This window comes from Mycoplana azooxidifex (assembly GCF_014196765.1).
GTDB classification, from domain to species: domain Bacteria; phylum Pseudomonadota; class Alphaproteobacteria; order Rhizobiales; family Rhizobiaceae; genus Mycoplana; species Mycoplana azooxidifex.
Genome location: NZ_JACIEE010000006.1, coordinates 1 through 13203, shown reverse-complemented (window position 1 = coordinate 13203; position 13203 = coordinate 1). Strand labels below are relative to the sequence as shown.

Genomic DNA, 13203 nt, shown 5'->3' with positions numbered 1-13203 from the left:
CTATCCGGGTAGGCCGGGCCGGTCGAGGCCGCCAGGCGAAAGCGTGAAGACTTCGCAGCCGTCGGCGGTGACGCCCACGGCATGTTCGTACTGCGCCGACAGCGAACGGTCGCGGGTCACCGCGGTCCAGCCGTCGGAGAGCACCTTCACATGCGGCCGGCCGAGATTGATCATCGGCTCGATCGTGAAGATCATGCCTTCCTTCAGTTCCGGCCCCTCGTTGGCACTTCCGTAGTGGAGGATGTTGGGGGCGTCGTGGAAGAGGCGGCCCAGGCCGTGGCCGCAGAAATCGCGCACGACCGAGCAGCGCTCCGATTCGGCAAATTTCTGGATGGCCTCGCCGATCGCGCCGGTGCGCACGCCCGGCCTGACGGCGGCGATGCCGCGCAGCAGGCACTCATAGGTCACCTCGAGTAGCCGTTCGGCCGAACGCTTGATCTGGCCGACCGGATACATGCGGCTGGAATCGCCGTGCCATCCGTCGAGGATATAGGTGATGTCGATGTTGGCGATATCGCCCTCGCGCAGCGGCTTGTCGTTGGGAATGCCATGGCAGACGACGTGGTTGAGCGAGATGCAGGACGACTTCGTGTAGCCGCGATAGTTCAGCGTCGCCGGCAGGGCGCCGTGGTCCATGCCGAACTCGAGCACGAAGCGGTCGAGCTCGTCCGTCGTCACGCCGGGCTGGACCAGCGGATAGATTTCGTCGAGCGCACGCGCCGTCAGCTGGCTGGCTTTGCGCATGCCTTCGAATGCCTCGCTGCCGTAGAGGCGGATCACGCCGGTATTCTTCATCGGCGCGGAGAAGGCTTCGATATAGGTCACCATCGTCGAACTTTCGATTGTCTTTCAAGTTTTCATAAAGCAGCTATGGCTGTTTCGTCCATGGCGATCAATGCATCGGGGCGAATTTCCAGCGCAGACACGGTGCATCCGACCGCATAGGCCTCGACGCCCCGCGACCGCGCGCGCTCGAAGGCGATTGCATAGACCGGGTCGAGATCGCGGCAGATCCGGAACCGGTCGCAGTCGCCGCGCTGGACGACATAGAGCATCACCGCGCGGCAGCCCGCCTCGGCGACGTCCCCGAGTTCCTCCAGATGCTTCGCGCCGCGCGCGGTCGCCGTGTCGGGAAATTCGGCAAGGCCGCGCGTGCGGGAGAAATGGACGTTCTTGACCTCGACATAGGTGGGCGCGCGACCATCGCCCGACAAGAGCAGGTCTATGCGCGAATTGCGGCCATACTTCCGTTCCCGTTCGACCACGGGATAGCTGGCAAGATCGCTGACGAGGCCGGCGCGGATCGCCTCCTCGGCCAGTCTGTTTGGCAGTCCGGTGTTGACCCCGACCACCGTCCCGTCGGCCTCGATCAGCTCGAACCGGTGGCGGTACTTGCGCAAGGGCCCGTCGTGCTCGGAAAGCCAGATGCGCGAACCGGGCGCCGTCAGCCCACGCATGGAGCCGGTGTTCGGGCAGGACCCGGTGATCGCCGTGCCGTCCCCGAGGACCGCATCGAACAGGAAGCGCTTGTAGCGCTGCACCAGCGTGGCCGGGACGAGGGGCGGAGCGAAGATCATGGCGGGACCGTGAGGAAGGGGCGGATGTGTGTCGGAGGGCGAGGGGCCTGCATAGCAGAGGCGGGCGGGGAGGGAACAAAGAATAGCCTATAGCGAATAGCGAATAGGTGTCAGTCCGTTGGGACGTGGACGCCGGGTGAATGGTCGACAGCTTGGGGCGCGGTTGCGGGCCGCGACCGCCACCCTCCCCTTGAGGGGGAGGGTCGGCACGCAGTGCCGGAATGGGGTGATCCGTAGGGTCCGGCCGAGAATGGTTTGTCACTGCTCCGCGGCGTGTCACCCCACTCGTCGCATTGCGGCGACCTCCCCCTCAAGGGGGAGGTATGGGCCTGCACCAGCTCGGGCCGTGACAATTCAGGCCAACGAGCCTCAGGCCCGGACCCGAACATAGGAGCCCGGGGCTTCCTCGATCGAGTTGAGCGGACCGCCGGACTTGCGCGCCGGCACCTTGCGGCCGTCCAGCTTCTCGATCCAGGCGTGCCAGTGCGGCCACCACGACCCGGCGGTCTCCTTCGACGTCTTCACCCAGTCGTCGTATTCGCCCTTGGGCGGTCCGCCCGTCCAGAACTGGTACTTGTTCCGGTCGGGCGGGTTCACGACGCCGGCGATGTGGCCCGAACCGGACAGCACAAAGGTGACCTTGCCGCCGAAGATGCTGCTGCCGACGAAGACGGAACGGGCGGGCGCGATATGGTCTTCCCTGGTCGCGAGGTTGTAGATCGGGATCTTCACGTCCTTCAGCGACAGCTTCTTCCCGGCCAGCGTCATCTCGCCCCGGCTGAGGCTGTTGGTCAGGTAGCAGTTGCGCAGGTAGTAGGAATGGTTCGCCGCCGGCATGCGCGTCGAATCGGAGTTCCAGTAGAGCAGGTCGAAGGGCAGGGGCTCCTGGCCCTTCAGGTAGTTGTTGACGAAATAGGGCCAGATCAGCTCCGAGGAGCGCAGCATGTTGAAGGCGTTCGCCATCTTCGAGCCCTCGAGATAGCCGACCGCCGCCATGCCCTGTTCGAGCGCTGCGATCTGGTCTTCGTCGGCGAATATCTTCAGGTCGCCGGCATGGGTGAAGTCGACCTGGGTGGTAAAAAGCGTCGCCGAGCGGATGCGCTTGTCGCCTTCCTGGGCATGCAGGGCAAGCGTGGCCGCAAGCAGGGTGCCGCCGACGCAGTAGCCGACCGCGTTGACCTCGTCCTCGCCGCAGGCCTGCTTGATCGTCGTCAGCGCGAAGTCGATCCCCTCGCGCGCATAGGCTTCCCAATCCTTGCGGGCATGCCGCTCGTCCGGGTTGACCCAGGAGATGACGAACACCGTCTGGCCCTGGTCAACCGCCCATTTGATGAAGGATTTCTGCGGGTTGAGGTCGAGGACGTAGAACTTGTTGATCCACGGCGGGCAGATCAGCAGCGGTCGCTTCAGCACCTCCTCGGTGGTGGCGTCGTACTGGATCACCTGGCAGACGTCGCTCTGGGCGACGACCTTGCCCGGCGTCACCGCGAGGTTCTCGCCGACGGCGAACTTGCTGGTATCGGTCTGCCGGAGCTTCAAGTCGCCCTTGCCGGCCATGATGTCCTCGGCCAGCATCCGCATGCCGCGCACGAGATTCTCGCCGTTGCTGGCCACCGTCTCCCTGTAGAGCTGGGGATTGGTCGTGACGAAGTTGGACGGCGACAGCGCGCTGGTGATCTGGCGGACGTAGAAGGCGGCCTTGTGCCGCGTATGCTCGTCGAGGCCCTCGGCCTCCGACACCATCTTCTCCGCCCAGTCGGAGGTGACGAAATAGGCCTGTCGCAGGAAGTCGAAGAACGGGTTCCGGGCCCAGTCCTCGTCGGCGAATCGCTTGTCCGTGGCAAACCGGACATCGTCCGGGGCTGCGTCGGCTTCGCCGCCGAGCTTCTGCAGCGTTCGCGTCCAGATGCCGAAGTAGCTGCCGAACAGATGGGTCTGCGCCTCCAGTGTCCGCCGCGGATCGGAGATCCAGTATTCCGAAACCCTGGCCAGCGTCTTGACCATGTCGACCACGGGGTCTGCGACGGTGTCGACCTTCTCGCCGCGCTCGCGCGGCGCAAGCCAGGCGGATGCGGCCCGGCCGAGCTGCTCGACCGTGCGGGCCAGATTGACGGCGAGTGCCTCGGGATTCCTGACGACATAGGGTTCGATCGTCTTGGGGTCGAAACCTGCAAACCCGGCTGCCTCGCGCGTGTCGCCGTCCTTCTCCTGGCTCACCCGTTTCCTCCGGATTTTCTTGTTAGTTCAGTTTTTACATCCTGCCGGAAAAAGAATAAAAGGGCCATAGAGTTCTTCGGCGCCACCTCTGGGCGGGCGCCGTCCGGACCGGGCGGCAGCGCGCCGTCGGACTGGGGTTTTTGGCTGCGCGGAGCGGGATGGGCATGGCGTATGATTTGAGAAGGCTTGGTGCGGCTGTCGCGATCGGCAGTGCCTTGGCGGTTGCCGCCGGATGCACCTCGACATCGACCACGACGACGAATGCGCAGATCGCAAATCCCGGCGCCGACCGCACCGCCACCTTTCCGGACATCACCGCAAGGGTCCAGGCCGCGACCGTCCAGATGAGCAACGAGGAAGCGGCCAAGATCAGCGCTCGGGTCAGCGGCCTCGCCGCGCGGCGGCGCGCAGGCACGATATCGGAAGCAGAGTATCGGCGGCAGATGGCCGAGATGGACACGCTGGCCCAGAATCACGGGGCCGACACGCTCAAGGAAATCCAGAATTAGCGCTTGCCTTTGGCCACGATTGGACGCAAAGCCTTGAATGGTCGAAGTGACCGTTTCGGTGGGCGGTGTGTCATCAAATCGGACATATTCCCGCCTAACCGGATATCTTGATTTGCACGGAAGGCGGGGCGTCCGATCGCTGGGTCGCAACGATGACCGTGCCCAACGGGGTCTGAGATGGAAGAGTTTCATAAGGTCCGGCGTCTGCCGCCATACGTTTTCGAGCAGGTCAACCGTTTGAAGGCGAGCGCGCGAGCGGGCGGGGCCGACATCATCGACCTCGGCATGGGCAACCCGGACCTGCCGACGCCCAAGGCGATCGTGGACAAGCTGTGCGAGGTCGTTCAAGACCCCCGCACCCATCGCTACTCCGCCTCCAAGGGCATTCCCGGCCTGCGCCGCGCGCAAGCCGCGTACTACGCCCGTCGCTTCGGCGTGAAGCTGAACCCGGATACCCAGGTCGTAGCGACCTTGGGCTCCAAGGAGGGCTTCGCCAACATGGCCCAGGCGATCACCGCACCCGGCGACGTGGTGCTGTGCCCGAATCCGACCTATCCGATCCATGCCTTCGGCTTCCTGATGGCAGGCGGCGTCATCCGCTCGATTTCGGTGGAGCCGGACGAGAGCTTCTTCGGCCCGCTCGAGCGCGCCGTGCGCCACTCTATCCCCAAGCCCCTGGCGCTGATCCTCAACTACCCGTCGAACCCGACGGCCCAGGTGGCGAGCCTCGATTTCTACAAGGACGTCATCGCGTTCGCCAGGAAGCACGACATCATCGTGCTGTCGGACCTCGCCTATTCCGAGATCTACTTCGACGGTGCGCCGCCGCCATCGGTGCTTGAGGTGCCGGGCGCGGTCGACATCACCGTCGAGTTCACCTCGATGTCCAAGACCTTCTCCATGCCCGGCTGGCGCATGGGCTTTGCAGTCGGCAACGAGCGGCTGATCGCGGCGCTGACGCGCGTGAAGTCCTATCTCGACTACGGCGCGTTCACGCCGATCCAGGTGGCGGCGACGCACGCCCTGAACGGCGACGGGGCGGACATCGCCGAGGTCCGCAGCATCTACAAGCGCCGCCGCGACGTGATGGTCGATACCTTCGGCAAGGCCGGCTTCGAGGTGCCGCCGCCGGCCGCCACCATGTTCGCCTGGGCCAAGATCCCGGAGAAGTTCCGCCATCTCGGCAGCCTCGAATTCTCCAAGCTCCTGGTCGAGAAGGCGGACGTGGCGGTAGCCCCGGGCATCGGCTTCGGCGAACAGGGCGACGACTACGTGCGCATCGCGCTGGTCGAGAACGAACACCGCATCCGCCAGGCGGCGCGCAACATCAAGCGCTTCCTGTCGTCGGCCGACGAGACGATGCACAACGTCATCTCGCTCAACGCGCACCGCTGATCTCCTTGGCCCGCCGGTTCCCGCCGGTGGGCACAATCCATATCGATAGGACTTTTCATCATGGCTGATGCCCTCAAGATCGGCATAGCGGGCTTGGGTACCGTTGGGTCTTCGCTCGCGCGCATCCTCGTCGAACGCCGGGAGAGCCTCGCCTCGACATGTGGACGCCCGATCGAAATCGTCGCCGTCAGCGCCCGCGAGCGCAAGCGCGACCGCGGCGTCGACCTCTCCCGCGTAGCCTGGTTCGACGATCCGGTGGCGCTGGCCGAAAACCCGCAGATCGATGTCTTCGTGGAACTGATGGGCGGCGCCGGCGATCCGGCCTATGCGGCCGTCAAGGCGGCACTTTCGCGCGGCGTCCATGTGGTCACCGCGAACAAGGCGCTGCTGGCCGCTCATGGCGTCGAGCTTGCGACGATCGCCGAGGAGCGCGGCTGCCTGCTGAACTACGAGGCGGCGGTCGCCGGCGGCATCCCGGTCATCAAGGCGCTGCGCGAATCCCTGACCGGCAACGTCGTCTCCCGCGTCTACGGTATCATGAACGGCACCTGCAACTACATCCTGACGAAGATGGAGAAGGAAGGTCTGAGCTTTGCCGAATGCCTGAAGGAAGCCCAGCGGCTGGGCTATGCCGAGGCCGACCCGGCCTTCGACATCGAGGGCAACGACACCGCGCACAAGCTGTCGATCCTGACGACACTCGCCTTCGGCAACAGGATTTCGGCCGACGACATCTATCTCGAGGGCATCAGCAACATCTCGATCGAGGACATCCGTGCAGCCGCCGACCTCGGCTACCGCATCAAGCTTCTGGGCGTTGCGCAGAGGACCGATACCGGCATCGAGCAACGGGTGCATCCGACGATGGTGCCGATCGAATCGGAGATCGCCCAGGTGGGCGGCGTCACCAATGCGGTGGCGATCGAATCCGATATTCTCGGCGAACTGCTGATGGTCGGCCCCGGCGCCGGCGGCAACGCCACGGCGTCCGCCGTCCTCGGCGACATCGCCGACATCGCCAAGAGCCGCCCCGGTGCGCAGATGGTGCCCGTGCTCGGCCGGCCGGCTGCTTCGCTTGCGCCCTACAAGCGCGCGCAGATCCGCAAGCATCACGGCGGCTATTTCATCCGCATGACGGTCGAGGACCGGGCAGGGGTGTTCGCCAACATCGCCGGCCACATGGCCGAGAACGGCATCTCGCTGGAATCGATCGTCCAGCATTCCAGGCATCACAGCGATGCGGCCGAGCCGAAGACGATCATCCTCGTCACCCACGCGACGATGGAGGACAGCGTCCGCCGCGCGGTGGCAGCGATCACCAAGGAGGGTTATCTTGCCGGCGAGGCGCAGGTGATCCGCATCGAGCGGCCGAAGTCGGCCTGATCTATCGCGCCGTTTCCACGGCGCGCCCCAAGGAGAGTGATGAACCAGGAGGTCGACCCCGTCCAGCGCGCATTCCTCGGGGTCGAGACATCGGCCACCGGGCAGCGCTGGATCGCCCGCCTCGACCAGGCCGGCGAGAACCGCGCGCTGGCGATGACCCAGACGCACGGCATCCCGGACCTGATCGCCCGCGTGCTCGCAGGGCGCGGCGTCGGCTTTGAGGAGGCGCTGGAGTTTCTCGACCCGACGCTGCGCCGGCTGATGCCGGATCCCTATCGCATGACCGACTGCGAGGCGGCGGCCGAGCGCATCGCAGCCGCGATCGCCCGGCGCGAGAGGATCGCGATCTTCGGCGACTACGACGTCGACGGCGCCTGCGCATCGGCGATCCTCTACCGCTTTCTCGGACATTTTGGCGTCGATGCCGAGATCTACATTCCCGACCGGATCTTCGAGGGCTACGGCCCCAACCCTCAGGCGATCAACACCCTGATCGATCGCGGCGCGAAGCTGATCGTCACCGTCGATTGCGGATCGACCAGCTTCGAATCGATCGCGCACGCCCGCGAGCGCGGCATCGACATCGTCGTCATCGACCACCATCAGGTGGGCCAGGACCTGCCGGCCTGTGCAGCACTCGTAAACCCGAACCGAGAGGACGACCTTTCCGGCCAGGGGCATCTCTGTGCCGCAGGCGTCGTCTTTCTGGTTCTGGTGGCGCTGCAGCGGCTGATGCGCGCCCGCGACAGCCGCGCCGGCAGCCTCGACCTACTCGCCATGCTCGACCTCGTGGCGCTGGCGACCGTCTGCGACGTGGTGCCGCTGAAGGGCCTGAACCGCGCCTACGTGGTCAAGGGGCTGGTGGCCGCGCGCCATCTCGCCAATCCGGGGCTCGCCGCCCTCCTGAAGCAGGCGGGCATCGGTGGCCCGGTGACGCCCTATCACCTCGGCTTCCTCGTCGGACCGCGCATCAATGCCGGCGGGCGGATCGGCGATGCCGCGCTCGGCAGCCGCCTGCTGACGCTCCAGGACGATACGCAGGCCGAGGCGATCGCAGGCCAGCTGGACGGATTGAACCGCGAGCGCCAGGCGCTGGAAGTGGCGATGCTGGCCGAAGCCGAGGCCGAAGCCGCTGCGGAATACGGCACCGGCGAGAACGCATCCGTCATCGTCACCGCCCGCGAGGGCTGGCACCCGGGCGTGGTCGGCCTTCTGGCCTCGCGGCTGAAGGATCGCTTCCACCGGCCGGCCTTCGCGATCGCCTTCGACGCCTCCGGCAAGGGGACCGGGTCGGGCCGGTCCATTAACGGCTTCGATCTCGGCCGGATGGTGCGCGCCGCCGTGGAGGAGGGGATCCTCGTCAAGGGCGGCGGTCATGGCATGGCGGCAGGCCTGACGGTCGAGCGCGCCAATCTCGGGCGGCTCAGGAGCTTCTTCGAGGAACGGGCGGACAAGAGCGTGCGCGAGCTGACCGCGACGCGGACGATGAAGATCGACGGGGCGCTCTCGGCCTCCGGCGCCACGATCGCGCTGGCCGACCTGCTGGAACAGGCGGGACCCTATGGGGCCGGCCATCCCCAGCCCGTCTTCGCGCTCGCCGCTCACCGCCTGGTCGACGTGCGCCAGGTCGGCGTCAACCACCTGAAATTGACATTGGAAGGCCCCGACCGCGGCCGGATCGAAGGCATGGCCTTCCGCGCCGCCGACGCGCCGCTCGGCGCATTCTGCATGAGCCGCCGCGGCCAGGCGCTGCACGTGGCCGGCACCGTCTCCGCCGACCAGTGGCAGGGAACCAGACGCGTGCAGTTCCGCGTCAGCGATGCGGCGCAAGCGTTCTGAGAGGCTTTGGGGGCTGAGTAGGAAGGTGGTACGCCCAACGGGAATCTGTGTGATCTGATAGCTCTTGTAAAATCAACGATTTAATCGGTTGGTGTCAAGAGTGGTCGTAGAGAAATTTCCGGGGCCACCGTAGAGAATTTCAACGATTGCCCTAAATGATAAAAGCCGCCGGTAAGGTCTGGAGCTTCTTTTTACGCCTCATTTTAGACAGGGTGCAGCCGGTCGTCGTCTGTCACCTTAGCATCCGGGATGTTTGCTACAGTCTCGACATCAGCGATTTTATCCATGACATACAAGTTTCTATTGCCCACCTGTCCTGATATGGATTCAGTTCCAGCGCCGGGTGGGCCCCCGGACCATGCCCGAGCTTATTACGAATTTCGCGAAAGAAACTCCTCAAAAACTCGGATTCCCAAACAGCTATGAAGCGACCATTCTTCTCGCTTACCAGATTGTCGATGTAGTTTGCGGCGCCTTTTTCGTTGCCAGTTGTCCAGCCTTTGTCGTCGCAAATGATCTTTATGGTGCTTTCCAACGCCTTCGCTGCTGCCAAGGCGGCGTTTCTACGTTTGGTGTCGCGAAGGTCGATTGCTTCCAACATGTCGTGCTCGACATTTTTCCATTTAGCATCGGAAACAAGTGCCCAAAAAGGCTGCTCTATTTCCCGGGCGATAACAGAGTCGTCCGAAATTTGAATGTAGCCATTGCGGTACATGAGCGGAAATTTTGCTTGCCTGAATCTCTCGTTTAATTCTGTGACATTTCCCTCAAACACAACATTGAGAGCTTTGTTGTGTCTTACGACATATTCCTCGGTAAATGTCGGTACGCGCAACGCGCGCGCCAACTTCGGAAGCTCTTTGTTACTCTTCAATTCAGCGAGTTTATGAGTGAGATTGGCATTAGAAGCCTTCACCTCCGTCTCATACTCGCGGAACGCAAGCTCCACTAAACTCAAACGGCGCTTTATGAAAGTGTCCGCATTGTCTGTGAGTTCAAAGCTCCTTTGGAAAAAATTTTTGACAATGTCATTGATCGGATAACGATACGTGCCTTTGAAGAGAGGCGAGAGCGGATCAATGCCAATCTCCATCGCGAGTTTGTCATGGAGTGATTGGAGACTCGTTTCCGCCGATGTGTTCACGCTTCCGTCAATGTAGTACGGAAACAGCTGCTCAGTGATAATCTTCGACGCTTGAACCATGAAACGGCGTTCGTATTCGCCAAACGAACTCCAAATTGGCGTGTCATCGTATCGGTTTACAAAAACATCAGTGAGCATAGCTTATGGACTTATTGAAACTGAGCGGCATTCTCTCTCCGAAAATAGCGGGGCGAGGCAGATGCTGGCAATGCTCTCCCACTCATTGATCAGCCGCATCACGCTCTTCCACAGAACTTTTTGGACAAATTAAGAAGATTAGCCAGAACGCTCGCCTTCGCGGGAAACTAAATTCCCAGCGCGAGCTTCCGATGCAAAACACGATGACAGTTGGCGCATAGACATTTGAGGTCATCCGTCACCGACTCGTGACCAGCGTGCATCTGCGCAACGAAAGTTCGATGATGGTGAACTTCGATACATGCAGGTCCCGCTTCCTCACCGTATCGCTCCGAGGGATCAAGTCCGCAGTCCTCGCAAAAGAGTCGCCCATGCTTTGCCACGAACTCGTCGCGCTTCCGTTTCGCTAAGCCGGGATGTCGCTCACGTTTCAGATGGACCACAATTTTGGGGTTGCCCTCGATCCACACCTGTTCCTCTTCAGTAGGCAAGAAGCGGGAAAGTGCGGACTCTACAACCGAGCGGCGCGCCTTTGGGCGCGCCGCTGCGCCCTTCTTAGGTACTATCCAGAGACCTGCCTCTTCGAGTAATTCAAAGCTGATCTGTCCCCATCCGGCGCTAAAGTGGGCAGGAAAAGCCTCTATGCCAAGCGCCTCCTCCAACGCCAGACCGAACACCTTTTTGGGTGCCAAGGGATTTCCGTCATCGGTCAGAACATCGTAGTCGCGGGACGGTGCGAAGTTCGGGGCATCACCACCATCAAGAAGTCTTTCGACTGCTCGATGAATATGAGATGGTGTTACCCTACGGAGGTGGCTGGCTGGCAAGCGGTCGATGATCGGGGCTTCCTCAGCAGCACGAACAACAGCGCGTAATTTGTCGGGGCTTGAACCGGGTACTTCAATCAGAAGTCTTCGCCATGCGCCGTGACTGTTGGTTCCATGGTTCATTGCACTTACAATCTCGTTGAACCGAGTTGCAACCGGCACATTGCGACTAAAAATTAGACGACGATCAGCGAGTGGTATGCTTTGGACCGGATGGCTATCCACGTAGATTTCGTACCCAACACCAGCAATATCCAGTCTGGACAGTAATAACTCAAGTGCTTTTCGATAGTCGCGGCTACGGTCTGTGCCGCTGCGACTATGCAAAACGATACCAGACGCGTTGATCTCAATTTTTGCTTTGAGAGGCGCGCCATTGTCGTTGATAAGGATCATCTGGTTACTATTCCTCAGAACAATATAGAAAGTACGGGATCGTCCATGTCCATTGGCGACAAATAAACTCTGACAGTTTCCGCTTATTCTCGTGTCTCGACTTACAACTCCTATCGGAATTGGGATTGCGCCAAATTATCGGAAGCGGAGTGGCGGTGTTCACAGGAAGCGCGAAAAAAGCTTGGGAAATTCTTCTTATATTTGTTTCAGAGAATGTATACTAAAGAAAAAACCACGGGATAACGCAGCTATCAAAATCCAACATGTTGGCAGGCTCTATATCTAATAATCTTGCGCTATGGCGGGCCCTGTCTATCCATTGATAGGCCTCATCAATCTCAAATATTTCTAACAGATAACTGTCTTTTCCGTTGTCGTGATGTTTTAGGCGATTTCGTGTTTCGTTCCAATGCTTGAACGCTTCCTTTTTGGTAATTGTTCCAGCTAAGGGGATGCCGAGCGACCGAATGTTCTCAACTTGCGCCCAAGTTGCTTCAGACGGTGCTTTCCCGCCTGCTGCTTCAATAAGCCCGCAGAATATCGCATCTGCCGCACCCGCAAGGGTAATTGCCGACAGATACCGCTTCTCTAAAAAGAGCCGAATAGCATCCTCAAGTTGAAGTATGCCGACGTCGCGTTTTGCGACGATGCGCGGTGGATCGTCTGTAAATTTTCCCATGCATCACTTTATGGACTATGCCACGGTTCTCCTCGATTTCGTTCGGCTTCTGATGCCAGAATTTACTTTCTCCGCATGCTGTCCAGCCGTTTTTGCGCAGCGACGAGAACCTCTGGCTCAAAAAGGCTTCTCCACGGCTCCCTAACAATTAGAGATTCAACGGTAAGATCGAGCCTATTTAGAAGCAACAGCTCCCCAAATCCCGGCGATGGTTGTGGAGCGAGCACAAGCCGGCGGGCAGTGTTCATCGCACCTTGTTCCTGTAGCATTGTCCAGTAGCCGCTTGCTGTGTATCCGGCTGCTTTCGCCTCGTGGTATATGTTCCTCATCGCCGTCTCAAATTTTGCGAGGGTGGGTTTGACGTGCTTGGGGAAGTCCCGTTGGAACACGTCGCTCGCCATAGACTTGAGGAACTTGATGATGTCTTTGGCGCTGCTAAGCGCCAGCTTTTCACCTTTCTTCGCCGTTCCTGCCTTGGTCGCCACGACACGCTTCTGAAGATGAATTGCGTAGTCCGCTGTCTGACTTGTCGTGATGTCAAGAATGTCGATGTCGCCGATTACCTTCTTGAAATCATCCTTCGGTCGGCTGTACCGCGCCCATTTGGTCTTCTGTTCATTGAGCGGCAGATTTTCCCATTGCCCTACACATATCTCCTTGTAGCGCTCAAACATGCGGTCGAGTGACATCCCGGGTTTGGCTTCGCCAGCCATTGCAGACAGATCGATGTTGCTTGGGTTCTTGCCAAGCCATGCCATGGCATCGAACCGTTCGCCAAACGCTTGCAGTTTTTCGGTGAAGGACGCTTTCTTGATTTCTTCCCGAGTGCGGTAGTCAAAGCCAAGCTTCTCTTTGGAATGGCTCTTCAGGTCCGTATAGGTGAACGACGGGGAAGGGGCGTCGGAAGCCGAAGCGCCATTAGTCTCAAACAGATTTTGGTAATATGCGAGCTTCTGACCAGACCGGGCAATCGCCTTCTTGCGGTCAGTTGTCTTCAGGGATTCTGGAGTTGCCCCCAAAAGACCGGACATGCTCAGGTTTGAGATTGCGAGCTGATGAACTCGCGCGGGGATTGATATCCTAAAGCGCTGTGCGGGTG

General features: G+C 61.0%; 11 protein-coding genes. 4 read left to right on the top strand and 7 right to left on the bottom strand.

Annotated elements, in window-relative coordinates:
* The 3 genes from map to phaC all read right to left on the bottom strand — a co-directional run bounded on the left by map (position 1) and on the right by phaC (position 3794).
* Positions 1-828 carry a type I methionyl aminopeptidase gene (gene map, locus GGQ64_RS14500; protein WP_183805510.1) on the bottom strand — a complete coding sequence of 276 codons (828 nt, stop codon included), beginning with the start codon at positions 826-828 and terminating at the stop codon, positions 1-3.
* 29 nt (positions 829-857) lie between these two features.
* Positions 858-1577: a DNA/RNA nuclease SfsA gene (gene sfsA, locus GGQ64_RS14495; protein WP_183805509.1), complete on the bottom strand. Its 720-nt coding sequence runs from the start codon at positions 1575-1577 to the stop codon at positions 858-860.
* Positions 1578-1946: 369 nt separating this feature from the next.
* A complete protein-coding gene (phaC, locus tag GGQ64_RS14490; protein ID WP_183805507.1) occupies positions 1947-3794 on the bottom strand; it encodes a class I poly(R)-hydroxyalkanoic acid synthase in 1848 nt (615 codons plus the stop codon).
* A 164-nt stretch (positions 3795-3958) separates the two neighbouring features.
* Here phaC and GGQ64_RS14485 point away from each other — a divergent pair, with 164 nt between their 5' ends.
* From GGQ64_RS14485 to recJ, 4 genes are all read left to right on the top strand, one after another.
* Entirely contained in the window at positions 3959-4303 is a 345-nt protein-coding gene (locus GGQ64_RS14485) for an SHOCT domain-containing protein (protein WP_183805505.1), read from the top strand.
* A gap of 177 nt (positions 4304-4480) precedes the next feature.
* On the top strand, positions 4481-5698 hold the full coding sequence (locus GGQ64_RS14480; RefSeq protein WP_183805503.1) for an LL-diaminopimelate aminotransferase: 1218 nt from the start codon (positions 4481-4483) through the stop codon (positions 5696-5698).
* A 60-nt stretch (positions 5699-5758) separates the two neighbouring features.
* Positions 5759-7081, top strand: coding sequence for a homoserine dehydrogenase (locus tag GGQ64_RS14475; RefSeq protein WP_183805502.1), 1323 nt, complete (start codon positions 5759-5761; stop codon positions 7079-7081).
* Positions 7082-7120: 39 nt separating this feature from the next.
* Positions 7121-8920: a single-stranded-DNA-specific exonuclease RecJ gene (gene recJ / locus GGQ64_RS14470; protein WP_183805499.1), complete on the top strand. Its 1800-nt coding sequence runs from the start codon at positions 7121-7123 to the stop codon at positions 8918-8920.
* 256 nt (positions 8921-9176) lie between these two features.
* Here the strand turns inward: recJ and GGQ64_RS14465 are convergent, their stop codons facing one another.
* The 4 genes from GGQ64_RS14465 to GGQ64_RS14450 all read right to left on the bottom strand — a co-directional run.
* Positions 9177-10202 carry an AbiJ-NTD4 domain-containing protein gene (locus tag GGQ64_RS14465; protein WP_183805497.1) on the bottom strand — a complete coding sequence of 342 codons (1026 nt, stop codon included), beginning with the start codon at positions 10200-10202 and terminating at the stop codon, positions 9177-9179.
* 167 nt (positions 10203-10369) lie between these two features.
* Positions 10370-11425 carry an HNH endonuclease gene (locus GGQ64_RS14460; RefSeq protein WP_183805495.1) on the bottom strand — a complete coding sequence of 352 codons (1056 nt, stop codon included), beginning with the start codon at positions 11423-11425 and terminating at the stop codon, positions 10370-10372.
* Between the two features lie 220 nt (positions 11426-11645).
* Entirely contained in the window at positions 11646-12104 is a 459-nt protein-coding gene (locus GGQ64_RS14455; protein ID WP_183805493.1) for a hypothetical protein, read from the bottom strand.
* 62 nt (positions 12105-12166) lie between these two features.
* Positions 12167-13203, bottom strand: a 1037-nt coding sequence (locus tag GGQ64_RS14450) for a hypothetical protein (protein WP_210300266.1), incomplete at its 5' end; no start/stop codon positions are given.

Excerpts from the sequence above, each read along its gene's own strand:
- GGQ64_RS14480 (WP_183805503.1), top strand. The coding sequence starts at position 4,481 with ATGGAAGAGTTTCATAAGGTCCGGCGTCTGCCGCCATACGTTTTCGAG.
- sfsA (WP_183805509.1), bottom strand. The coding sequence starts at position 1,577 with ATGATCTTCGCTCCGCCCCTCGTCCCGGCCACGCTGGTGCAGCGCTAC.
- GGQ64_RS14465 (WP_183805497.1), bottom strand. The coding sequence starts at position 10,202 with ATGCTCACTGATGTTTTTGTAAACCGATACGATGACACGCCAATTTGG.
- GGQ64_RS14460 (WP_183805495.1), bottom strand. The coding sequence starts at position 11,425 with ATGATCCTTATCAACGACAATGGCGCGCCTCTCAAAGCAAAAATTGAG.
- recJ (WP_183805499.1), top strand. The coding sequence starts at position 7,121 with ATGAACCAGGAGGTCGACCCCGTCCAGCGCGCATTCCTCGGGGTCGAG.
- GGQ64_RS14455 (WP_183805493.1), bottom strand. The coding sequence starts at position 12,104 with ATGGGAAAATTTACAGACGATCCACCGCGCATCGTCGCAAAACGCGAC.
- GGQ64_RS14485 (WP_183805505.1), top strand. The coding sequence starts at position 3,959 with ATGGCGTATGATTTGAGAAGGCTTGGTGCGGCTGTCGCGATCGGCAGT.
- map (WP_183805510.1), bottom strand. The coding sequence starts at position 828 with ATGGTGACCTATATCGAAGCCTTCTCCGCGCCGATGAAGAATACCGGC.
- GGQ64_RS14475 (WP_183805502.1), top strand. The coding sequence starts at position 5,759 with ATGGCTGATGCCCTCAAGATCGGCATAGCGGGCTTGGGTACCGTTGGG.